This is a genomic window from Mesorhizobium sp. WSM4845 (assembly GCF_055811455.1).
Genome location: NZ_JBVVQA010000007.1, coordinates 217038 through 238975 on the forward strand (window position 1 = coordinate 217038; position 21938 = coordinate 238975).

Annotated in this window: 26 protein-coding genes and 2 pseudogenes; 10 read left to right on the top strand and 18 right to left on the bottom strand. The window is 60.7% G+C overall.

What is annotated here, in order from left to right:
* Window positions 1–17 precede the first annotated feature (17 nt).
* Together AC0L2C_RS11300 and ku are read right to left on the bottom strand one after the other, a co-directional pair.
* Window positions 18–1058 carry an ATP-dependent DNA ligase gene (locus AC0L2C_RS11300; protein ID WP_023801340.1) on the bottom strand — a complete coding sequence of 347 codons (1041 nt, stop codon included), beginning with the start codon at window positions 1056–1058 and terminating at the stop codon, window positions 18–20.
* A 41-nt stretch (window positions 1059–1099) separates the two neighbouring features.
* On the bottom strand, window positions 1100–1903 hold the full coding sequence (ku, locus tag AC0L2C_RS11305) for a non-homologous end joining protein Ku (RefSeq protein WP_473523381.1): 804 nt from the start codon (window positions 1901–1903) through the stop codon (window positions 1100–1102).
* Window positions 1904–2185: 282 nt separating this feature from the next.
* Between ku and AC0L2C_RS11310 the strand changes: the two genes are divergently transcribed.
* Window positions 2186–2875, top strand: a complete 690-nt coding sequence (locus tag AC0L2C_RS11310) for a phosphoribosyltransferase (RefSeq protein WP_473523382.1) — start codon at window positions 2186–2188, stop codon at window positions 2873–2875.
* Window positions 2876–2988: 113 nt separating this feature from the next.
* Here the strand turns inward: AC0L2C_RS11310 and AC0L2C_RS11315 are convergent, their stop codons facing one another.
* On the bottom strand, window positions 2989–3204 hold the full coding sequence (locus AC0L2C_RS11315) for a hypothetical protein (RefSeq protein WP_031255735.1): 216 nt from the start codon (window positions 3202–3204) through the stop codon (window positions 2989–2991).
* Between the two features lie 16 nt (window positions 3205–3220).
* Window positions 3221–3466: a hypothetical protein gene (locus AC0L2C_RS11320; RefSeq protein WP_023801336.1), complete on the bottom strand. Its 246-nt coding sequence runs from the start codon at window positions 3464–3466 to the stop codon at window positions 3221–3223.
* 703 nt (window positions 3467–4169) lie between these two features.
* On the opposite strand from AC0L2C_RS11320, the gene AC0L2C_RS11325 reads away from it, so the two are divergent.
* Window positions 4170–5492: an NAD(P)/FAD-dependent oxidoreductase gene (locus AC0L2C_RS11325; RefSeq protein WP_473523383.1), complete on the top strand. Its 1323-nt coding sequence runs from the start codon at window positions 4170–4172 to the stop codon at window positions 5490–5492.
* A 650-nt stretch (window positions 5493–6142) separates the two neighbouring features.
* Window positions 6143–6518, top strand: a pseudogene (locus tag AC0L2C_RS11330) (thiamine pyrophosphate-dependent enzyme); the annotation flags it as partial.
* Window positions 6519–6536: 18 nt separating this feature from the next.
* On the opposite strand, the gene AC0L2C_RS11335 reads toward AC0L2C_RS11330, so the two are convergent.
* The 3 genes from AC0L2C_RS11335 to AC0L2C_RS11345 form a co-directional block, all read right to left on the bottom strand.
* Entirely contained in the window at window positions 6537–6851 is a 315-nt protein-coding gene (locus AC0L2C_RS11335; protein WP_473523384.1) for a hypothetical protein, read from the bottom strand.
* Between the two features lie 141 nt (window positions 6852–6992).
* On the bottom strand, window positions 6993–7241 hold the full coding sequence (locus AC0L2C_RS11340; protein ID WP_027154088.1) for a hypothetical protein: 249 nt from the start codon (window positions 7239–7241) through the stop codon (window positions 6993–6995).
* A gap of 85 nt (window positions 7242–7326) precedes the next feature.
* The gene (locus AC0L2C_RS11345) at window positions 7327–8148 is read right to left on the bottom strand and encodes an SIR2 family NAD-dependent protein deacylase (protein WP_287214397.1); all 822 of its coding nucleotides are present in this window, start codon (window positions 8146–8148) and stop codon (window positions 7327–7329) included.
* Window positions 8149–8333: 185 nt separating this feature from the next.
* Between AC0L2C_RS11345 and AC0L2C_RS11350 the strand changes: the two genes are divergently transcribed.
* A complete protein-coding gene (locus AC0L2C_RS11350) occupies window positions 8334–8651 on the top strand; it encodes a hypothetical protein (RefSeq protein ID WP_473523385.1) in 318 nt (105 codons plus the stop codon).
* A 258-nt stretch (window positions 8652–8909) separates the two neighbouring features.
* Here AC0L2C_RS11350 and AC0L2C_RS11355 read toward each other — a convergent pair whose 3' ends face one another.
* The gene (locus tag AC0L2C_RS11355) at window positions 8910–9371 is read right to left on the bottom strand and encodes a GFA family protein (RefSeq protein ID WP_473523386.1); all 462 of its coding nucleotides are present in this window, start codon (window positions 9369–9371) and stop codon (window positions 8910–8912) included.
* Window positions 9372–9628: 257 nt separating this feature from the next.
* On the opposite strand from AC0L2C_RS11355, the gene AC0L2C_RS11360 reads away from it, so the two are divergent.
* Window positions 9629–10246 carry a TetR/AcrR family transcriptional regulator gene (locus AC0L2C_RS11360; RefSeq protein ID WP_287374455.1) on the top strand — a complete coding sequence of 206 codons (618 nt, stop codon included), beginning with the start codon at window positions 9629–9631 and terminating at the stop codon, window positions 10244–10246.
* A gap of 59 nt (window positions 10247–10305) precedes the next feature.
* Here AC0L2C_RS11360 and AC0L2C_RS11365 read toward each other — a convergent pair whose 3' ends face one another.
* The 4 genes from AC0L2C_RS11365 to AC0L2C_RS11380 all read right to left on the bottom strand — a co-directional run bounded on the left by AC0L2C_RS11365 (window position 10306) and on the right by AC0L2C_RS11380 (window position 13420).
* Window positions 10306–11256 (bottom strand): NAD(P)/FAD-dependent oxidoreductase, encoded by a 951-nt coding sequence (locus AC0L2C_RS11365; protein ID WP_245268704.1) that lies wholly within the window; start codon window positions 11254–11256, stop codon window positions 10306–10308.
* Between the two features lie 59 nt (window positions 11257–11315).
* A complete protein-coding gene (locus AC0L2C_RS11370; protein WP_473523387.1) occupies window positions 11316–11789 on the bottom strand; it encodes a DUF2269 family protein in 474 nt (157 codons plus the stop codon).
* Window positions 11789–13075 carry an SDR family oxidoreductase gene (locus AC0L2C_RS11375; RefSeq protein WP_473523388.1) on the bottom strand — a complete coding sequence of 429 codons (1287 nt, stop codon included), beginning with the start codon at window positions 13073–13075 and terminating at the stop codon, window positions 11789–11791. The genes AC0L2C_RS11370 and AC0L2C_RS11375 overlap by 1 nt, the downstream gene beginning before the upstream one ends.
* Before the next feature lie 141 nt (window positions 13076–13216).
* The gene (locus tag AC0L2C_RS11380; protein ID WP_023801320.1) at window positions 13217–13420 is read right to left on the bottom strand and encodes a hypothetical protein; all 204 of its coding nucleotides are present in this window, start codon (window positions 13418–13420) and stop codon (window positions 13217–13219) included.
* A gap of 713 nt (window positions 13421–14133) precedes the next feature.
* Here AC0L2C_RS11380 and AC0L2C_RS11385 point away from each other — a divergent pair.
* Window positions 14134–14460 (top strand): hypothetical protein, encoded by a 327-nt coding sequence (locus tag AC0L2C_RS11385; RefSeq protein ID WP_473523389.1) that lies wholly within the window; start codon window positions 14134–14136, stop codon window positions 14458–14460.
* 2 nt (window positions 14461–14462) lie between these two features.
* A pseudogene (locus AC0L2C_RS11390) lies at window positions 14463–15151 on the top strand (DUF899 domain-containing protein).
* 70 nt (window positions 15152–15221) lie between these two features.
* Here AC0L2C_RS11390 and AC0L2C_RS11395 read toward each other — a convergent pair.
* From AC0L2C_RS11395 to AC0L2C_RS11415, 5 genes are all read right to left on the bottom strand, one after another.
* Window positions 15222–15716 carry a hypothetical protein gene (locus tag AC0L2C_RS11395; RefSeq protein WP_287306914.1) on the bottom strand — a complete coding sequence of 165 codons (495 nt, stop codon included), beginning with the start codon at window positions 15714–15716 and terminating at the stop codon, window positions 15222–15224.
* Window positions 15717–15872: 156 nt separating this feature from the next.
* Window positions 15873–16493: a DUF4142 domain-containing protein gene (locus AC0L2C_RS11400; RefSeq protein WP_473523390.1), complete on the bottom strand. Its 621-nt coding sequence runs from the start codon at window positions 16491–16493 to the stop codon at window positions 15873–15875.
* Window positions 16494–16539: 46 nt separating this feature from the next.
* Complete coding sequence (locus AC0L2C_RS11405; protein ID WP_287064356.1) at window positions 16540–17937, bottom strand: cytochrome B6; 1398 nt, start codon at window positions 17935–17937, stop codon at window positions 16540–16542.
* Window positions 17938–18045: 108 nt separating this feature from the next.
* Window positions 18046–18549, bottom strand: coding sequence for a DUF2243 domain-containing protein (locus AC0L2C_RS11410; protein ID WP_473523391.1), 504 nt, complete (start codon window positions 18547–18549; stop codon window positions 18046–18048).
* Window positions 18550–18829: 280 nt separating this feature from the next.
* Window positions 18830–19009 carry a DUF3606 domain-containing protein gene (locus AC0L2C_RS11415; RefSeq protein WP_128247528.1) on the bottom strand — a complete coding sequence of 60 codons (180 nt, stop codon included), beginning with the start codon at window positions 19007–19009 and terminating at the stop codon, window positions 18830–18832.
* 112 nt (window positions 19010–19121) lie between these two features.
* Here AC0L2C_RS11415 and AC0L2C_RS11420 point away from each other — a divergent pair, with 112 nt between their 5' ends.
* From AC0L2C_RS11420 to AC0L2C_RS11430, 3 genes are all read left to right on the top strand, one after another.
* The gene (locus tag AC0L2C_RS11420) at window positions 19122–19274 is read left to right on the top strand and encodes a hypothetical protein (RefSeq protein WP_287064358.1); all 153 of its coding nucleotides are present in this window, start codon (window positions 19122–19124) and stop codon (window positions 19272–19274) included.
* A gap of 135 nt (window positions 19275–19409) precedes the next feature.
* Window positions 19410–19829, top strand: a complete 420-nt coding sequence (locus AC0L2C_RS11425; protein WP_473523392.1) for a DUF983 domain-containing protein — start codon at window positions 19410–19412, stop codon at window positions 19827–19829.
* 519 nt (window positions 19830–20348) lie between these two features.
* Complete coding sequence (locus tag AC0L2C_RS11430; protein WP_473523393.1) at window positions 20349–20753, top strand: hypothetical protein; 405 nt, start codon at window positions 20349–20351, stop codon at window positions 20751–20753.
* Window positions 20754–20900: 147 nt separating this feature from the next.
* On the opposite strand, the gene AC0L2C_RS11435 is transcribed toward AC0L2C_RS11430, so the two are convergent.
* The gene (locus AC0L2C_RS11435) at window positions 20901–21425 is read right to left on the bottom strand and encodes a YciE/YciF ferroxidase family protein (RefSeq protein ID WP_128186753.1); all 525 of its coding nucleotides are present in this window, start codon (window positions 21423–21425) and stop codon (window positions 20901–20903) included.
* Window positions 21426–21938: the final 513 nt, after the last annotated feature.

Sequence of the window (21938 nt, forward strand, 5' to 3'; positions counted from 1 at the left end):
TGCATGCATCGGAATAATCAGGCGACCTGCTCGAACGTGCATTGCTCCGGAGCCTTGTCCGGCCGCCAGCGCAGGAACTTGGTGCCGTGCCGGAAACGGTCGCCGGTGACGTGATCGAAGCGTACCTCGACCACCAGCTCGGGCCGCACCGGCTCCCATTCGCCGCTGCGCTCGGTGCTCCAGCGGCTCGGCCCGCCCGGCGCCTTTCCGGTAAAGCCCGGTGGCTCGCGCATGGCTTCGAGCTTGCGGGTAAGCTCGGCCCTGTCCTCCTTGGCAATCGTCGAGGTGAAACCGACGTGGTCGAGCTTGCCGGCCTCGTTGTACAGACCCAGCAGCAATGATCCGACCTGACGACTGCTGCTGAGATAGCGAAAGCCGCCGACCACACAATCGGCCGACCGCAGCCGCTTCACCTTCACCATCGCGCGCACCCCCGGTTGGTACGGACCGTCCAGCCGCTTGGCGACGACGCCGTCTGTCGCCCCATGTCCGGCATCCCCTAGCCAGGAGCGGGCTTCCTTCACATCGCGCGTGCAGTGCGAAAGCACGATGTTCCTGCGGTTTGCCGAAGCGACGAAAGCCTCAAGGATCGCTCGCCGTTTTTTCAGAGTCCGCGCCAACCAGACGGTTCCGTGCTGATCGCAGAGCATGTCGAACAGGACGATGCTAGCCGGGGTTTCGGCGGACAGCTTGCGGATCCTGCTCTCGGCCGGATGAAGCCGCATCTGGAGCGCGTCGAACGAAAACTTGCCGTCGACCGATATGACGATTTCCCCGTCGACGACAAAACGGCGCGACGGCAGTTCCTTCAATGTCGCGACGAGTTCGGGAAAATAGCGTCCGAGCGGCTTGCCTGACTTTGCGCGCAACTCGACCGCATCATCCTGCCGAAATGCCAGGCAGCGAAAACCATCCCATTTGCGTTCATACTGCCATCCCTCTCCTTCGGGAATCGCATCGGCCGCCTTTGCCTCCATCGGAGGCGTATCGAGCGGCAGGAGGAAATCGCTGGATCGGCGGGTGCTGTCGAAAGCAGGATCGCGGGGTATGACCTTCATTGTGCTGCCTTTGTCCCCCAGCCCAGCCTGCTCCCAGGCGTTTATTTCCGCTTTCCGGGCTCCGAGCCGATGCTCTTGCGCAGCGCATCCATGATGTTGATCACGTTGCTGGCCGGTTGCTCGGCCTTGGCCTTCGCCTTGGCCGGGCCCTTCTTGCCCTTCTTCTTCGAGGCAATGATCTCCAGCAGCCGCGCCTGGACGGGATCTCCGGTCATGGCGGGATCCCACTGCCTGGTTCGCTCATCGATAAGGGTCGAGACCATATCCATCAGTTTCGGGTCGGGTTTGACGTCATCGATCTTGCCGAAATAATTCTCGGGATCGCGAACCTCTTCGCCATAGCGCAGTGTCCACAGCACAATGCCCTTGCCTCGTGGTTCAAGCATGACGGCGCGCTCGCGGCGGTACATGACCAGCCGCGATATTCCGACTGTCCCTGTCGACTGCATCGCGTCGCGAATGACCGAGAATGCCTCCTCCCCAACCGGGTCGTCAGGGGTGAGATAGTGCGGTTTGTCGTACCAGATCCAGCCGATGCTGTCGGCATCGACAAACATGTCGATGTCGATGGTACGCGTGCTCTCGAGCGCAACTGCGTCGATCTCGTCGTCCTCGAGCAGGACGTATTCGTCCTCGCCGCGCTGGTAGCCCTTGACCTCGTCGTCTTCAGCAACGGGCTTGCCGCTGACGGCATCGACATATTGGCTGACCACCCGATGCCCGCTCTTGCGATTGAGCGTATGGAACCGGACCTTCTCGCTCTCGGTGGTAGCGGGCGTCATCGCCACCGGGCAGGTCACCAGCGAAAGCTTCAGATAGCCTTTCCAGAAAGGTCGTGGCGCCATCGAGCATCCCTGACAGGAAGGAGCAAAACAGTCGAACGCAGCAGGGCGATCGATTGTTCCAGCAGCGTTTTTCTCGCGCGCCTGGCCATGGCATGAGCCCTTTGCCTGAAACGCCCTCCGGGCCAGCAGCAGAACCCGGGCCAATCGCATCGTTCGGCAAGTTTTTATCAAGGTGAGACGAAACAATTGCCTCCGATCGTCGTTTCGCCAGCAAGCTGAATTTGGGCGAGGAGGAGGCCTGAGCAGCACCACGCTAGGGTTTCGGCCTTGGAGGTGAAGACCATGCGCTTTGACGCCTTGAGGTTCAAAGATCGAACGGATGCGGGGCGCCAGCTTGCCGCCGCTTTGCCCAGGTTCGCGGCAACCGATCCACTGGTGCTGGCGCTGCCGCGCGGCGGCGTGCCAGTTGGCTTCGAAGTCGCGAAGGCACTCCGTGCCCGGCTCGACGTGCTGCTTGTGCGCAAGATCGGCGCGCCGGGCCATTCCGAATATGGCATCGGCGCTGTCGTCGACGGGGAAAATCCGCAGCTCGTCCTCAACGAGGAGGCGATGGCTTTGGTCCGGCCGTCAGACGAATACGTCGAAGCAGAGAAGCGGCGGCAACTGCTCGAAATCGAACGTCGCAGAAACCTCTATCTCGGAAGCCGGCCTGCGGCTTCGGTCCTGGGCCGGACCGTCATCGTCGTCGATGACGGCATTGCGACCGGAGGCACGGTCAGAGTGGTGCTCAAGGCGCTAAGAAAGGATCGCGCCGCCCATGTCGTGTTGGCCGTCCCGGTCGCGCCCCGGGACACGCTCGACCTGATCAAAGCCGACGTGGACGAAGCGGTCTGTCTGGTCACGCCCGAGCCGTTCAGAGCCGTGAGCCAGTGTTATGACGATTTCGCGCAGACGACCGACGCGGAGGTGATCCGGCTGCTGCGTGAGGCAGAGCAGTTCGAGAGCAAATCGTCGATGCGATCTCCCGGCTAGCCTGTTCGCCGACAGCCGATGGCGCACGCCGAGCGGCCATATGTTTCTAACCGGCCAGACCAGACCGCATCTTTCTCTACCGACCAGACCGCGCGCCAGCGGCGGTTGAGCCGTCAATCGCGCAAACGATTGGCAGCGTGATCCTGGCGCTGCTCGGTCGCGATCTGCCTGGAATCCAGACCGCGTTGCTTCGTATGCTGAGCCTTGTCGCGGTTGGACAGGACTTTGTTTTCCTCGAGCTTGTTCTTTGGGGTGGTGGTCATGGCGCCTGCACCGGAACCCTTTCCCCGCGCACCCGCTCCGATGTGCTTCTTGCTACCTTTTGCCATGGGCTTGCTCCAATTCTTAGTGGTCGGGACGGTTCTTGTGATGAACGCTCTCCTGATTTTCTCCGCGAAGGATGTTGCGATCGTCAGGGTCAACGAGGTCGGGTGTCTTGGACCTGATTTCCGACCCCTTGCGCCGCGCTTCACGTTCCGCTGCTGATCGCTTCAGGTCGGCCTCTGCGTCGAAATCCTTGCCGGCGCCCTTCGTGTTCTCCCGCTTTTCAATGATGCGCAATTGCTGCTCATGGGTTCTGCGTCCAGCCATTGGTTTCCTCCAAGGTGCCTTGCGTTCGATTTTTTGACGCCCAGATCGCTGACGGAACCGTCGACTTCCGGTGATTGCAGTTGGCCACGGTCCTTGCCGAAGCGGACCAATCGTGCGCCACCACGATCTGAGCCTGTCCTTATGGCGATAATGGCAGGGCGGCGGGATCGTTCCGAGATGGCGGCCGAATAATCCGTCTATTCGCTCATCTGTTCCGGGCTGCTCATCCGCATCTGCCATGATCCGTCAGTCTTTCTCCCCACGGTGTTCCGATGGAACATCAGAGCATCTCCGTCGTTCGGCGACTGATCGCCTATGTCCACGTCTGACGCCCGCCGCAGCGAGCGCGTAAAGCTGCAAGAGGATGGACCGCACGATCAAGGACGCCACGGTCAAACGCTTCTACTACGAGAGCCACGATCAGCTCAGGTAACACCTCGCCGACTTCGTTGCCGCCTACAACTTCGCTCGCAGGCTCAAGACCCTCAAGCGCGATCCAACGGACTCGCGAGCAGGTTACGCCGCCCTGCGCCGAACTGGAACTCGGTCGGGCTTGAGCAGCTCGTATCGATCAAGGGATCAAAAACCCGCACATCTGGCGAAGTCCTAGATGATTTCGGCACATTCTTTCGAGCGCACGATGCGATGAAGGGCTGATCGGAACTTTGCTTCCGCATTCTTGGCAGCCGAGGTTGGTTGGAGCATGTCGCCCCGAGTCGAACGCATTCACAGCGATGAGCGTCTCCCGGCCGAGGTCGACGTCGTCATCGTCGGCGGCGGCATCCTCGGCTCTACGGCCGCCTATTTCCTGGCGAAGCGTGGCCTCTCTGTGGCTCTGCTCGAGAAGGGCCACGTCGCCTGTGAACAATCGAGCCGCAACTGGGGTTGGTGCCGCCAGCAGAACCGCGATCGGCGCGAACTGCCGCTCTCGGTGATCTCCATGCGACTGTGGGACGAGCTGACGCGCGATATCAATCGGGACCTTGGATTTCGACGCTGCGGTCTCGTCTATGCCACTCACGACGAGGCTGTGCTCGCCGGTTGGGAAAGGTGGCGCGAGGTCGCCAGGGAGTACGGGGTCGACACCCGCATGCTGAGCCGGGCGGAGGTGGCCGAGCGCGTCCCCGAAGCGCGCGACAAATGGGTCGGCGGGACCTATTCGGACCGGGATGGTAAGGCCGAACCTGCGCTCGCCGCGCCGGCCATCGCCGATGGGGCGAGAGCTCTGGGCGCCACCATCCACCAGGAATGCGCCGCGCGGGCGCTCGACTTGGCCAATGGCAAGATTGCGGGCGTGCACACGGAGAAGGGCTACATCAGAACCAGCGCGGTGCTGTGCGCCGCTGGCGCCTGGTCCTCGCGCTTCCTTAGGCCGCTCGGGATCAGTTTCCCCCAAGCGAGCATCCGGCAGACCGCGCTGCGTTCCACCCCGACAATCAACATAGGCGAGGCGGTCTCCACACCCTACTGCACGATCACGCGCCGACTGGACGGCAGCTATACGCTTGCGATCAGCGGCAAGGCGAACCTCGAAATCACGCCCCAGGCTATCCGGTATAGCCGGGAATTCATGCCGCAATTCTTGCGTCGCCTGAAGAACGTCAGGCTCGGCATCGGCCAATCGTTCCTTTCGGGGCCGGATTCAATGCCGGCGCTGCTGACCAGCGACGATCGGATCTTCGAACAGAATCGGGTGCTGGATCCTCCACCCTTAAAATGGCTGGTAAGCCAAGTGGTGGAGAGTGTCCGGAAGACCTTCCCCCAACTCGGCGATATAGAGATCGATAGTGCCTGGGGCGGCTTCGTCGATTGCACGCCGGACGCAGTGCCTGTGGTGTCGCAGGTGGACGGGGTGAAAGGCCTCGTCCTCGCGGCGGGCTGCTCGGGCCACGGCTTCGGTTTGGGCCCGGGGCTTGGCTATCTGGCCGCAGAGCTTGTCGTAAACGACACGCCTTGCGTCGATCCTACACCGTTCCGCCTGTCGCGTCTGGTCGACGGCTCGAAGCTGGACATCGCCGCTATCTGAAGATCAGCCGGAATTCAGGCCTGACGCGCACCAAGCGAAGTCAAAGTGTCAGCAGACGGGTGAGCGGAATCCCCACGTTCCCTCGCAGTCAAGTTCTCCGGGTGCATGAGCGCAACGTGGTAGGAGTTCCACCAGAATCCGCTCGTGAGAGCGCCGCGCTCATCGCGCTCGTCTTTGGCGCAGTTGGAACCGTCGCAGGAGTTCATTCTAGTGTTTTCTGCTTCTGCCGGTAAGGCGAATTGCTCGGCCCATACGCCGCGCCAGCGGCCGGGATGTTTGCCGCAACCTACACACGTGGCAGCGCAAACTTCAACGCCGTGGCCCTGCACTACGGCATCATGCGGGAGACCGGTTTCTACGGCGCTGGGGTGTCGTCGACAACGTCTTAACCAACCTGTGGGTGCTCGCCCCCTGCGCGGGGCACGCACGGCTTTATCTCACCCAGCTCTTCCACAGGCGGAGCGGCCCCGCACCTCGTCCACGCCGGAGGCGTCAATCTCGGCGCCGCTTTTTACAAGCGCCCTCGCCCTGCTTCTCCCGGTTGTCCTTGGCCTGGGGCGGTCATTGCCCCGGGACAACACACTGGAGGCAACCATGCCCAACACCGCCGAGATCCTGGTCGACACATTTCGACGGCCGTGCGTTAAAGGATTCCGCTCAAGCTTCTGGTGATCAAGAACAACATGCTCAACCAGATCGCCTGGGAGCAAATGATGTTCCTTGGCAACCTGCAATTTGCCTGCGAACTCCAGCCGATCGATTTCGCCCTTGCCGCGGAGGTCATGGGGGGCATCGGCTACCAGCGTCACCCGGCCTGAGGACGTCGATGGGGTTCTTGATGCCGCGTTTGCCGCGGAAGGCCCGGTGATCATAGAGGCGGTCGTCGATGCATATGAACCTATGCTGCCGCCGCGCATGCCGAACGAATATCGCAAGAACATGCGCACGGCGCTGCGGGAAACGCCGGGCCGCAAGGAGATCGAAGCAAACCTCGCTCGGGAGCCGCTGAAGACGATGATGGGCTGACTGCAGGTTCCCTGGCGGTCAATTCTTGACGTAGGCGCCTGGCTGGCGGCCGCTCTTTGGAGCCTTGGCGTCCTTGGAACGTTCGGCCATCGATGGACCGGCGCCGGATGTCTTTTCGGTCGCTGCGCTGGGTGTAGACCGCCTGGGCGGGTCCTGCCCTTCGGATTGACGGGTTTTGTCCTCCACCTCGTCCCTTGACCGGGTCAGGCCCATGCCGCCGGCAGGCTTCTTGTTACCGGCCGCCTCCTGCGAGAATTGATCCGACGCGTCCGCAACTTTCTTGGGAGGGTACTTGGTCGCGCCATGTTCGTAACGGGTCTCTTTTTTGCTCATAGAATTTCTCCGGTTTCACGGATTGTGGCTAAACGCTCCTGCTGCGGTACCGCCGCCACCGCTCCCGACGGCGGCATATTCAGTGCGTGCAGCGCCCGGCCGGCGCGGCTGCCGATATTCGGCACGCTCAGGCGTCCTCAGTCAGGCATCCTGCCATGGCGTGTGCAGGATATCGGCGCCCGGCTGCTCGTCGAAAAGGACCGCGCAGCCGCGCTCCCACGCCACCGGCGACAGTGCGTTGGCCACGACTTCGTCCGGCGAGATGAAATCACCGGTCAGCACCCGCAACTCTTCGACGGCTTTGGCCATCGACACCAATCGCCCTGCGGCGCGGTCCGTGGTGCAGGCGTCGATGACGGAAACGAGATCGATCATCTGGAACTGGCCCATCATAGGCCTCCGCAAACAGCATCCCTTCGCGGCTATGAACGTCGCAACGATCTACAATGTTCCCGGCCGGCCGAACGCATACGCACTAAGCCTGGTCTATCGCGTCCTTGAGCTTGCTCAGGAATGCCACCAGAGCATCCTCCGGCCGATCGGCCTCGTCGGTCAGCATGTCGATACCCCAGCGTCCGAGAACCGCTTGCTGGACGACGCTCGGTTGCGGCATGAAGACGAACGATTTCGGACGATTCTTTTCATAACCGGACCGGCGCCAGGTTTCCCAAAGCCGATACAGCAACAGACGGATGTTCATGTCGGACATGCTGTAGCCGATGAACAGGACAGTGCGCCCCAGTGCGTCGGCGCGAAACTTCACATCCAACGGCGACTCGAACGACAGCCGCTCGAAATAGTCGGACTCCGCCAGGACGAGAGACGCGTCGTCGTCGAAATCGCCGTGGTATTTGATGATCTGGGTAACCTCGCCGTTCACCTTGGGGATATCCTTGGCATTGGCCACTTTCACGAACGCGCGGTCGTGGACTTCGAACGCAACCTCAAGGTTTCGATCATAGTTGGTGGTGTAGATGATCGGAAAATCGAGTGACACGATCAGCTTGTGGATCGCCGATCCCTTGACTTTTTCCCGCGAGACGCTCCATTCGCGATCCATCCAGCTGCGCAAGGGGCCGAGACTGCCATGCTTCAGCCGGTAATATTCGGCAAGAGCCTGGTAACTGGACTCAGGCCTGTCGACCACGTCTCGATCGAGGCCGAGTTCATCCACCATATGCTCGATGAGCTTCTCCCAGGATGGCAGGCCGACGCTCATCGACACCCCCGCCCCAACGAACAAGATCGCTCGTCGCTCTTTCACGGATTGAGCCAGTTGCTCAAGTGCAGACGGCATGGCCAACTCACCAGGCGATGATCCAACACAACTGCGAACGGCGCCCTCTGTTCCGGAGAAGCCGGATCACCGCCAAATCTGTTCAGAAATCGGGTCTGTTCGGAAAATCGGGTGTGTTCAGCAAATGCGGCGCAGACTGGAACCGCTGAGCCAGATCGAAGTTTGGTGTCAGGGGAGAGACCATGATGGCCGTCCGACGAGATCAGACCAAAGCGAGAGGCGATATTCAGGCCGGGGCGACAAGGGATAAGACCCCGGGGTTCGACCCTGCCGCGGCACCTGAAAAGACCGACGCCGAAGCTGCCGGTATGCCAAATCCTGTCGCCGAGGCTCGTCCACGGCGACAGCCTGAGTTCACGAATGAAGCAAGCTTCGGCGATGCGATGCGGCCGGCAGCAAGCGAGCCTGGTCTTCAGCCTGGCAAGAACTGGCCGGTGCTGGTGATTGCCGCAGTCGTTCTCGTAGCGGCCGCGGCCTTCGTGCTGGCAGCCATGCTGCGCTAGCGAGGTAGGTTTCGAGAGCTTATCGGCCCCCGGACATGAAACGGGCACAGATATACGTGAGCCATCCCCCGTAACTTCCGTAAGGATCTGGCCGCGCCTCCATGTCACGCCCAAAAGCATAGTTCAGTTCGGTGAGGCCGTGATGAACCTGGCCGATCTGCCGAAGATCGAGCCGATGATGCCGCATGACGACAGGTAGATGCCGGACAGCGCCGAGACCATCACGTCGATGGCACCCAAGTAAATCGACTCACCAATTCACAAGCCACTCATGATCATTTTCCCGACTGCCAAAAGGCTCGGGTAATAGCCGCTGTACTTGGGCAGGCTGCCGGGCATGTCCAGCACACGACGGTGATAGAATATATCCATCCGAACCGGCGGCAGCCGGGCCCCGGGCTCGAAATTGCTGGCCGGGATGAACATCGTCTTGAACGGCCCAAAGCCCGCAACCTCCACAACCGGCTTGCCGCAGGTCCGGCAGGCCCCGCGATTGAAGTTCGGCGGCGGACGGTATTTCTTGAATGAAATATTGCCGGCGTTTTTCAGCACGACACCCTTGGCGCGAACGGCAGCCACGTCCGCAAACGGTTTGCCGTTGAACGCCTGGCAAATCAGGCAGTGGCACCGGAATCTACCCTTCGGGGCAGTACGCACCTCGAACGAGCAAGCGCCGCATTCGCAGGAGCCGTGCAGTGGCAACAATGAGTCGGTCGTCATGTGCTGATGCTCCTGAACTCGATTTGATGACGGCATGCTGGTCACCGGAGCATCATGTTGAAGATGGTATCGATTGGCTGTCTGAAGGGCGCGCGCAGAAGGTTGGAGAGGTTCCAACGGCCCCGCTCATAAATCCCTTTGATTTTTGCGATTGCGTTCATGGTCCACTCCGATGTAGACAGAAGAAACTTACGCCCTGATGTAGCCCCTTAAGTAGCCAGTGTCAACAATGTATTCACAAGAAACTTTGAGGTACCATGCAGGACGCACCCAGCCGCCCCTATCACCACGGTGATCTCCGCCGTGCGGTTATCGAGACGGCGTTGGATATGCTTCGGGAGGAGAAGGGCTGGCAGTTCACCCTGCGGGAAGTCGCCCGCCGGGCTGGCGTAAGCCACGCGGCACCCTACAAGCACTTTTCCGATAAGGCCGCGCTGCTTGCGGAGATCGCTATGATTGGGTTCGACCGGCTGCGCGAGTCCCTATCGGCAGCGAAGTCTGAAGCGCCGAAAACTCTGCGCGACGAAATTACTCCGATAGCTCGAGCCTACGTCGCGTTCGGAACGGACAATCCGGCTCTCTACCGCCTGATGTTTAGCGCGGAGGAGGGAAAAGCGGTGGGAATGCATCTCAATGAGCGGGCGCTGGCGGTATTCGACGTTCTCGTCGAAATCCTCCGGCGGGGCCAGGCCGCGGGGAGCATTCGCAAGCGGCCTATAGAAGGTCAGGCGGCAGCCGGCTGGGGGCTCATCCACGGCATGACCATGCTTGCGATCGATGGACTCCTGGTGCCCGAGAAGGTGGGATCGGCCCCCTTGGATGCGGCCTTGAGCACACTGTTGGAGGGGCTGGGAAACCCAGCACCACAACAATAGCTGGTGCCATCCCGCTCGCCCCGCCTACCGTATATCTGTGCCCTTTAATGTTCAGGGCCTTATTCGTAGCCGAGGGCCAGGTCATTGTGAACATCTGTCGCAGCGATCGCAGCCTGGCCGAAGGCGACTGCGATCTGGTTCAGAGCCTTGACCAGGTCGCCGATGGCATACACCCCCTCGACCGAAGTCCGCTGATGCTTGTCGACGATGACATAGCCCTCGTCGCAGCATTTGACGCCCATTGCCAGCGCAAGGTCGGAACGCACCTGGCATCCCATCGCCGGATAGATGACGTCGAAATGGCGCACCTCGCCGTCCTTGAGGATGGCCTGGTAGCCGCTGTCGGTGGGAACAAACTTTTTGAATGCGTCGCAAATAGCAATGTTCTCTTCCGTGGCCACGCGTCGTGTGCTGGCGGAAAAATCTGGAAGATAGCGTGCGATCATTGTGACGTGCTGCGTATACTGCTTGAGGAACAAGGCCTCTCGCAGCACCTGCGCCTCGTGACCGATGACCGCGACCTGACGATCTATGACTTCGTAGCCGTCACAAACCGGGCAAAGGCGTACGCTGCCTTTGGCGATGGCCTCGCGCAGACGCGGAATTGCAGGCACGACATCGACGATACCTGTCGCCAGGAATACCTTTCGGGCGACGATCCGCCCGCCGTTGGTTTCGGCGCCGAACCCGCCTACGGTCGGCTCGACCGATGACGCGTGATCCTGGATCAGTGTCGCTCCGAACTTGGCGGCCTGGGAACGAAGCCGCTGCAGAAGATCGGGGCCGCTGATCCCTTCCGGAAATCCCGGACAGTTGCGGCTTTCCGCAATCAGCCTCGCGCGCGGTTCACCCGCGTCGACCACGACGACCCGATGACGGAACCTGGCGAGATAGATAGCCGCCGCCAGCCCCGCAGGTCCACCGCCAACGATGAGAACATCCGCTTCAGTCGCGGACGAGGCTGAATGTCGGCGTTTGCGCGCGGGTTGATCCATCCGCGCCGAACGCATTCATGGGAAAGATGTTCCAGCGCCGAAATCGAAGCCACGACATCTGTCGCGGCAAGGCGTTACCACTCGATCGCCGGCCGCGCGATCATCAGCCAGAAAATCCCGAGGACGGCAGCAAAGGCGGGAAAGCCGAAGGCGAACCACAGCCGGAAGAGCCTGGTATACCGGGCCGGCAGCGGCCCCCCCGTTTTGGCGGATTCGGACGCCAGATTGCGCATTTCCATCTGCATCCACACCACCGGCAGCCAGAACACGCCGGTGACGATATAGAGCGCGATGGACAACACGATCCAGCCTTCGGAGAGCGAGTAGCCCGCCAGCCAGGCGAGCGCGACGCCGGTTATCGGCTGCGCCACGACGGCAGTTGCCGTGAAGAGAAAGTCGGCGACCACGACGATGCGCGCCACTGCCGCAATTGTTGCCGCATTGCCGGTCCAGTGGGCGAGAAGCATGAAGAACGCGATGCCGGCGCCGGTGCCAAGCAGCACGCTGGCACCGATGACATGCAGGAACTTCAGCACGAAATAAAGCATCAGCGCTCCTCCAGGATCGCCAAGGCAACAAAGTGAAGGACGATGATCGGCAAGACCTTCAGGAATGGCCCAAGTGGTTCGTTCCACAGGTCCGGGCGCAGGAAAGTGCCCACGACCAGATAGAACAGCGACAGCGCGATGCCGGCGTAGAGGCCTTTTCGCGCCGTTGGCCGCCAGGCTATGAGTGCGCCGACGACGATGTCGGCAAGAGCGCCGGCGATCACGGCAGGCGCCGACAACATGCCAGCCCCCGTGCTTTGCATGAGGCCGATGCCGTTGCCGTAGCCCGTGGTCAGCGAAACAATCCCTGTCATGATCCAGAAGAACGGCAGCACGACGAAAATTGCAGGCTTTGTGACATAAAGCCAGGCAAACCATTTCTCCTGCACCGTCGCAGGATTGAGCGCGAGGAACTGCGCCAGGCTTTGTGGTCGCATGCCGGTCAGGGAAATCCAGTCCGACGGATCTCCGAGCGCCCCCCGCGCGATCTCCCTGGCGGCATTGGTGCGCATCGGAGGCCGCCAGCCGAGCATCGCGGCAAAATCGCCGAGGCGGTAGAGAATCCGCGCACCCCATCCCGGCAAGACCAGCCTGGCTGCAGGAGCCCAGCCGAGCCAGCGGCGGAAAGTACCGATGATATCATCCATGGTCAGCTGTTCGGGACCGGCAAGTTCCAGCGCCAGACGAGACGGACTGCCGGGATTGAGAAAGAAGAGCACAGTCGAGACCACATCATCGAGCTGCACGACCTGCAGCCGGCCGGTATCTGGCATTGACGGCAGGATCGGCAGCGAGGCCAGGCCGCGAAACAATGCACTGGCTCCAAACACAGGCCGGCCGAGCACCACGGAAGGGCGAAGAATTATCCAGTCCAGGTCAAGCGCCATCAGCGCCTGATCGCCGGCATATTTCGTCGCCGAGAACGACGAAGGCTGTGCCCGATCCACACCCATTGCCGAGAAGTGGATCACCTTGGCAACGCCGGCCCGCGCGCAGGCGAGAAAAAGAGCAGCCGCCGCATCGCGATGGACTTGCCCGGTCTTTTCGCGCGGGCTGTCCTGCAGAACGCCGGCACAGTTCACCACGGCATCGACGCCAGTCAGGTGCGGCAGCCAATCCTCAGGGCGAAGTGCTGCGGCCATATCCAGCACCAATGTCTGGTAATCGCGGGCTGCATTTGCCCGAGAGCTACGGGTGATGCCGACCACCTCATGTCCTTCGGAAACGAGGCGGGCGCAGATCGAAGCGCCGATCAAGCCGCTGGCTCCAACAACGAGAATTCTCATCGGCCCCCGATCTCCGGTAGCCACGAGATCGTCGCCGTTCTATTCGACGCGTGTTTCCTCCACATCGTCGATGTTTTCCGGCGCTGCGAAAGCACATGTCTCTCGGCCAGCTGCTCCAGGTTTGACGATGACCATAGGCGTTCAATCCTCATTCCTGTACTCATGAATGAGACCAAGGATCTGCGAACGGACCAACTCGCGAGCCTCCGGCTGAACGAACGGCATCAAGAGTTCGACCCGTTCCTCGACGCTCTCGGGAAGATCCGCGGCAGGATCGACGAGGTCGTTGCCGTGCGCGTAGAGATTCTCCGTCAGTTTCTTATCAAGGTCGGAAAAAATACCCATTGATCTGCTCCAAACCAGCTTCTCTGCTTAATTGAAGGCTGACGAAAATGTTCCCAGGATGATCGATCCCAACAGCTGCTTCTCCGGCCGAAAGCGCTGGGACTGGTCCAGCTCCACTTGTCCGGGCGGCAAGGAATTCGGGCAGTATCTTAATGTGGGATAATTAGAGAGACATTTGCGCGAGGTGCGAAAAAGCAACGCCAATACAGCTGATTAGTGACGACGTAGGTACTCTCGCAGATGTGGTATTGGCCGTCCGGCGATTCCTGCACACGGTCCCGTGGGATGTTGAAATTATGCGGCAAGTAAGTGTAACCACCGTCTATCCTGGACCGTACCGACGACCGGGGTACGGCGCGGCAATCAGAACCACCGCAACACTTGAATTTCGTCAGTGGGTCAATCTTGTCCTCGTACCAATCATGCGCGCTAGCGGCAGTTGCGGTGGCGATACACATCGTGAAGACGAGGCTTCGCATGGCGTTCCTAGGTGTTTAGCAGGCGCTGCTCGTCGAGCGTCTACGTATATTACCGTTCCCTTGAAAATACCATTGGCCTTGGATCGACCAAGGCTGCTCCAGCAAGCGACGCTCGCAAATGGAATTGCGGTAGGCGATTTGCTGCAGGTCGGTTTGCAGCCACACATTGAAATCCCGTCACACTTGTAACTCTCACCTCCCCGGCTGCCCGAGATAGCGTCTTTTATCGAAACCGTGGAAACGGCGAATTTGACCGCAGGACGGGAAATGACGATGTTTGCAGCAAAAGAGAAAGCCACTTCGTTGCTCGGGCAGGCGGTCGGTTTTGCCCGCTGCCTCGGGCTCGCCGCCGCACCGACCTTTGCACTGATGGCCTGGATTTCTACTGTCGGCTCGCCGGGCATGACCATGTGCTCTGCCGCCTCGCCTTTCATGCCGATCAACGACATGGCCCTGATGTATCTGCTGATGAGCCTCTTTCACGTATCGCCGTGGCTGAAGCTGTTTTCCGCCCGTTCGCAGCACCGCAACATTTCCGTCGCCCAAACCAAAGGAGACTGACAATGCAACACGCTGTCGATTCACGCGATGCCTGGCTGACCGCCCGCCGGGACCTGCTGCGAGCGGAGAAGGAACTTACGCATCTTCGCGACAAGGTCGCACGCGAGCGGCTCGCCCTGCCCTGGGTGCGTATCGAGAAGGAATATCTGTTCGACACACCAGATGGTCCGCGTGCGCTCGCCGATCTCTTCGACGGCCGCTCGCAACTTCTCGTGCAACATTTCATGTTCGCGCCGGGATGGAAGGAAGGCTGCCCGAGTTGCTCATGGCTGATCACACCCACGGCATGAACAAGCATCTGGCGCATCACGATGTAACCATGATCGCCGTCTCGCGCGCGCCGCTTGCCGAGATCGAGCGCTATCGCAGGCGCATGGGCTGGCAGTTCAGATGGGTGTCGTCGAACGGCAGTCCGTTCAACTACGATTTCCGGGTCAGTTTCACGCCCGAAGAGGTCGCCACCGGGCACACCGATTACAATTTCGGCGAATGGCGGGAAACCGGCGAGGAATGGCCCGGCCTGAGCGCCTTCTACAAGGATGAGGCTGGCACCGTCTTTCACACGTACACCACCTTCGGCCGCGGTGTAGAGGTGATGATGGGCACCTACGCCATGCTCGACCTGATGCCAAAGGGGCGCAACGAAGCTGAGGGAATGGACTGGGTGCGCCGCCACGACCGCTACGCGTAGGCCCGCGAATTGAGCCCGGACGGAAAACGAGAAATATCCGTCGCATCTACAAGCCGCTGCCCTGGAGCCATCAGCCTGGCTCCTCACGAATTTCCGATATCGCCGCCCTTGGGCCGGCGGGCCGACCAAACACTTCGGCGCTTGCGGCTTCGAGCTCGCTCAGAGACCTGGAGAGGGTCGCGCCCCAGACGACATGGACGGCCAGCATCAGAAGATTTCGGTAGAAGGGGTGCCGCCAGGCTGGCCCGAGGATATGGGCAGCGGGAATCCATCCGAGATAGCTGAGCGCCCACACGCCCAGGCCATAAAGGATGCCGTTGCCACGGCGCGTGGGCAGAAGCGCGAAAATCGAGCCGGTCAGGGCTCCAAAGCCGAAATGGGCAAGCAGCGTGCTGGTTCGCGCGCCCTGCTCGTCACCGGCGGTGGCAACGCGCTCGACGATCTCGCGCGGTGGCAAAGGATAACGGTCCCGGTTGTCGAGCAACGGATAAAGGCGCCGCATGGCGATGGTCATCGCCAGCGTGGCCGCAAATCCCGCCAGAGCTCCTGATACGATCCGCTGCAACACCTCCTCCCACGATGATACTGCCAAACGGCAGTCTGGCGCGATTGTTCCGGACTGCCGCTGCGCGCGAGATCGTGGGCGGCCACTCGCCGCAAGGAAACGCGACGAGACTGGCCGAGGGACAATGCAGGAAAAAGTGATGTTGCCGCCGGCGGGCTACTGCTTAGTCGGCGCCGCGGCGGAGTCGGCGATCGCTTGGCTTGCCAGTTCCGCCTTGATGTCGCGCGCCAGTTGCAGATGCTCGAGCACCGTCGGCAAAGTCTCGGAGGCGAAATGCTGAAGGTCGGCATCCTGTCCCGACCCTATCTCCCATTCAAGCAGCTGCACCGTCTTCTGATGATCGGTGATCTGCCCGCTGATATAGGCAATATCAAACCTCGCCCCGTCGAGCTTTTCAAGCTCGGCCCGTTGCCTCTCGTGCTCCTCGTCGAGCCCTTCCGGCAGCGGGATCTTGTTGGTCTCAGCGAGAGATTTCAGTCTCGCGTTCGCCGCCGAGTGGTCGTCGACCATGCGGCCGGCAAATGCCGTGACGGCGGAGTTGCCGGACTTTTTCGCGAGCTTGCCGAATTCGACCTCGGCTGCGCCGCCGGCGGCGGCCAGTTGCGCGAACAGCCGGTCCTGGTAGTTGGTCTGATGAGGCGCCGGCTGGCCCGGCGCCTCCATCCTGGTATCCGGGGCCATGCCGGCCGGGTTTCCGATCTGGGCCAAAAGGGGCGACACCGAGAGGGGCGAAGCGGAAATCGCCACCAACCCCAAAACAGTTGCAATAGCACGCATGAGAACCTCCATCGAAGATGTGCCGGGATCGGTCGGCCTGCCGCGATCAAAGCGCGAGCATATAGGCAACGAGGTCATTCTTTTCGTCTTGGGTGAGCTTGGTGCCGAGCACCAGGTTGAAAAACTCCACCGTGTCGGGGAGCGTCATCAGACGGCCGTCATGCAGATAGGGCGGCGTGTCCTTTATGCCGCGCAGCGTAAACGTCTTGATCGGCCCGTCCGGCAATTCCACCATGTCGTTGAAGGTCTGCCCCGGTCTATAGAAGCGCTCCAGCTTCAGATCGTGCATGTTGTTGTCCATGAACGACGTTTGCGGGACATGGCATTGCGCGCAGCGGCCCTTGCCCATGAACACGCGCTCGCCCGCCAGTTCCTGCTCGCTGGCCAAGGCGGGATCGAGCCGGCCGAACGGGTCGAGCTTCGGCGCCGGCGGAAAATCGATGATGTTCTGCATCTGCGCCATCATCGCCACCTGGTTCGTGCGATCGGGCAGGTTGACGCCCTTCCTGGTAGCGCTGACATGATCGCCGTTGAAGTATGCGGTGCGCTGCTCGAACTCGGTAAAATCCTCTACCGAGCGCAGCGACCGTTTCGACCCATGGATCTGCTGGTTGAACAGACCGCGCAGGCTGGTCGTGTCGAGACGGAAGCGCGCGGCCTGCGGCCTGACATCGGGCGTCAGATGAAAGGCAGCGTTGGTGTTGAAGTTGGCATGGCAATCGAGGCAGGTTACGCCCAGGCTCTGCGCCGCCACCTTGCGGTCCTCGGTCTGATTGAATTCCTCCTGCGGGAATGGCGTCAGGAGTAGCCGCAGCCCTTCCATCTGAACCGGCGTGATGATGCCGTTCATGATTTCATAGTAGTTGCGGATCGTCAGCAACTCGCCGCGGGAAACGTCGCCCAGCTCCGGATGGGTGGTCAGGAATATCGGTGACGGGAACTCTGGCGTAAGGTGATCGGGAAGATCGAAATCGACGTCGAAGCGTCGGAGATCGCGCCCCTCCTGCCGGCCGATCTCACGAATTTCCTGTTCCGGAAAAACCTGTCCTCCGGTCGCCTGTTTGACGTGGGGCAGCGGCAGAAGCCCATGGGGCAGCAGGTTGCGGTCACGTATCTCGCCAGGGCTCATCTCGGCCAGGCCCTGCCAGGTCTGGTCCTTCGCCAGCTTGATCCGGACGCCGTCCTGGACAGGTTTTGTCCCGCCCGACATCATTGTGCCTGGCATTGGGCGATCCGACAGGTCGTATCGCTCCTCCAGCAAAGCCCTTTGGCGTGCCATGACGCGCGGCTTCTGCGCTTCGTCGTCAGCCTTGACAGCGGAGAATGGACGGGCGGGCAATGGTCGGTAGGTTGTATCGGGCGGCAGTGGATCCGACAGTGCGCTGAGGCTGGCGGCAACAACGACAAGAGCGCACGGAATGCCTGCATTCAACACTCTGCGCATTTTCCCTCCATGGCTGAAGTGCCCCGAACCGCGCTGCGCGTGATTTGTTCCCGCAGCGAGCGGCGCATCCGGATCGACCAGTTCGGTGCATGCGTGCAGTGCCGGAAACTAGCGAGGCTCGCCTGGCGTCTCCCGTTTGCCCCGCCTTGCCAGCGCCAGGCCGCCGATCAGCATCCACGCACCCCAAACCAGGAACCCGATGTCCCAGTAGATCCACTGGTCCGGCGGGACGGTTTCGTTGACATGGTGGATGCCGAGAAGCTGGTGATTGATCACCCCTTCGACCAGGTTGAACATCCCGAAGCCCATGAGCATCGTCCCAAGCAACATCTTTCCCGACCACCAGAGATGAGATTTGTGAGCGGTGCGCCAAAGCACGGCCAAACCAAGCACGACGAAGATGTATGAGCCGGCGTGGAACAGGCCATCGAGAAGCGTGTTGAACCTAAGCTTCTCAACACTGTCGGCGGGATAGCCGGCGCTGGTCGCCATATGATGCCACTGGAGCAACTGGTGCAGCACGATTCCATCGAAGAACCCGCCCAGGCCAAGCCCCAGCAGAATACCTGCGGACGTCGGAAAACGGCGATGCTGCGAAGCCGTGGTCGCCATCCCTCTCCTCCTTTGGCACCCCCAACTTCGGGCCAGGCCATGTGTTCCCTGCCCTACCTGCGCCTTGGATATGCGTGCCTCACATCGCAACCACCGCGCAACAATTATTAGCGGCGGGCTCACCGCCTAAACGACTCCAGCGTTTGCAACGCGCCTTCCTCGCGACAGGCTGCATCGCCGGCACGAGACTCCAGGCCTTGGGAGATCACTGAAATCGACGTCGGGCGCGGATTGTCGACTGCATGCTTGGAGGCGGGCATCGCGCCGAAGATCGACCCGACTAGTCCTCCTTCTTCAAATCTTCAGCTTCGTCCTTCAGCCGCTGCCAGTCTGCGCCGTGCTTGCGAAGCAATGCCCGCGCTTGTTTGGGCGTCACGCCTGTCACCTCCGCGAGGTGCTCAACTTCTAGTTCTGCACCCTTCTTAACTCGGCTCGCGTCGCTCGTACTCTTGACCGCCATCTGTTGCGTCCTCCTTGGCCCAAGGTCAGTGGCAACGAATGTTGAACGTTGTGGTTCCGTACCCGTGGAACTAACTGCCGGCCGTGTAGTTCTACCGCCGAAGGAGATCTCAATGCTTCGATTCTTGTTCAGTCTTGGCGCGCTGTACGCGGCATTTCAAATTGGCCGTGAGTTCGGCCGCATCGAGGCGGAGGTCATCCAGATTCCACGCGACGATCGTCGTCCGACGCCTGGAAACGGGAGAGAGTTCGGCGAGCGGACCTAAGGGGTTCTGGTAGCCCCTAAAGCTTGCGCTATCTACGCGACATTGGCGCGAGCAAAACCAGTTACTTCTCGTCGCCGAAATCCAACGAGGACGCAGCCTGCCTCGTAACAATGCCGCGGTGATGTGGTTTTGAGGATGACCTACAACGAAACGACCAACCCCGTCCTAACTGGTATCAGGGGCCGTTGCCCGCGCTGCCAACAGGGGCATCTGTTTAGCACCTATCTCAAGCTGGCGCGGAGTTGCGATGTATGCGGATTGAATTTCTCGTTCGCCGATCCGGCTGACGGCCCGGCCTTCTTTTCCATGTCAATCGTGGCGTTCCCGGCGCTGGCTTTCGCACTATGGTTTCAGCTCACGTATGAGCCGTCTTATTGGATGCATGCGCTCACCACCTTGCCCCTCACCGTTGGCGCGTGTGTTGCATTGCTAAGACCGCTCAAAGGCTGGCTAGTTTGCTCGCAGTACTTCCACAAGGCTGAGGAAGGCTCCATCGACCGAGCATGGCATGCAGCCGAAGCTGAGCGCCAACGGCAGCAGCCGCCGAACACGTGAAGTGTATTGGCCAAGGAGGTAGGTAGAGCCGCAGCACCTTTTGGCCCGCCAATGCTCCCAACTACCGGTTCCGATTCGTAGCTGATACACGGCGCAGAATCATGTCGGATAATGGCCATGCTCGTCGCGGAGGTGCTTAATATGCAGCTTAACGCCTCTGGCCCACTGCTTCGCCGGCCGTTTCTTCAACTCTTTGGGCGGTAGACCGGCGTTGTCCGGAAGCCTTACCGTCGATAATCGCATTCTCGATCTCAAGCTCACTGGCGGCTTCGATGAGCAGTGTATTTGCGCGCCCAATCTGCATCGGTTTTCCTGAAGACCAGGGTAGGCACGTTCGGAACAAATCTGCCACCCGCCGCTTAGAGAAGTCCAGAGCAATTGGCAGGGCTCGCGAGGACCAAACGTAGCGAATTATCTGACGCTGCCTACGACTACAACGAAGGATCGGATCAGGGTGGTCGTGGACCGAGCACCAGCCGCTGCAGCCTGTAATTAAACTGCGCCTTGAGACAGCCGCCGATGATTGAAGAGCGCCAGGTGCAGCGTGGCTATTACGACTTCTTGATCTTCCAATTCCTCTTCGGTTTCGGTGCCGGAGGAAGAGCGGTTTCAGTCCTCAGTCGTTGTTCCCGAAGCCGAGCCGTCTTTGCGTCTCGTGCCGCGCGCTCGACCTCGATCAATTCTCGCGCAGCATCCGACGTGCGCTCTTTTCTGTCTTGTTTTTCTTTGTCGGTGAATGCTTGTCTTTCCCGCATTGATCTCCCCGATCCGACAGCACAGCGCTTTGTTGCCGCACCGAACTATTGTCGCCAGATCGGGTTCCACTCGGAAGCAAAAAAACAGCCGCCTCCTCCCACACGGGCTACATCCATTCCCAAAGCGCACGAACGCGATCGTGCTTTCGTTCAATCGATTTTCACGTGACAGAGATGTTAGGCTCGAACAGGAGTTGCCGCAGGCTCGGCGCCCGGCCGGCCGGCACCGGCGACAAAGGCGCGCCGCCGTCGTCCGGAGGCGCGTTCTCTCTATTGTTCATGACGTGCTCATTGATTCCGTCGAAGCGCCGATTACCTAGGCAGCTTCCTGCATCGCTCTCTCGTTGACGCTGGTCTCTCCAAGCTGCGTCAGCGCTTCGTCAGTCGCCTTTTCCTCTTCGAGCGTCTCCTCGAGCAGCGGCACGGCATCCTTCAGGCCGAGCAGTCCGGCCCAGGTGATCAGGGTGCCATAGCGGGCGATCTCATAGTGTTCAACCTCTTGCGCCGCCGCCACAAGCCCAGCGTCCAGAGCTGGAGCTTCCTTGAATTCCTCAAGTATCTCCTGTCCTTCCTCAATGATGCCGTCGATCGCGGGACAAGTCTTTGCTTGTGGCCGTTTGCCGAAGATCTCGAAGACCTGCTGCAGCCGTTCGATCTGAGCTTCGGTCTCGTCGCGGTGCTTTTCGAATGCGGCGGTCAGTTCGTCGGATTCGGCACCCTTCGCCATCTTCTTCAGCGCAGCCAGGATTTTGCGCTCAGCGTAGTAGACGTCCTTCAGTCCGTCGTGGAAAAGATCTTCGAGGCCCTTGGCCTTGCTTTGCGATTCCTTTTTCGTAGCCATCGTCGTCTCCGAGTGTGAGAAACGCGTGTCTGGTGGCACGCGCAGCTTTAACCAAAGTGGGTGCTGTTTGTTCCTTCGGGCCGATCGGCAATCCACGGTCCTCATAGTGCCGAACACGACACTTTCTTAGACCACGGCAGTAACCGTCTTCGAGCGGGTGGAGGGTACAATCGCCCGGGGTCGATTGAGCGAGCTGACCGAGGATCACATAGATCCGGTTCCGTTTGATCGCCGTCACGACCTCCGATTCCAACTGTGCGCAACCCTGAATGATGCTCGCCGGTTCGCTCTTGTGCTCGGCGTCGGAATGCTGACAACATAAACGAGTCCGCTGTCGAGTGCGCGTCGGGAATGAATTTCGGAAGTGCGGCTATGCCGCCGGCCGATGCGCCTATCCGACAAACGGGAGACGGAGCATCCTTCCCTGCAGCGCCGCCCGAAGCGTCCGGCAAGGCCGATCAGTTTTGTTTCGTGGTCGCGCCATTCTCTGCCACTGTGCCCCGCCTGCTTTCG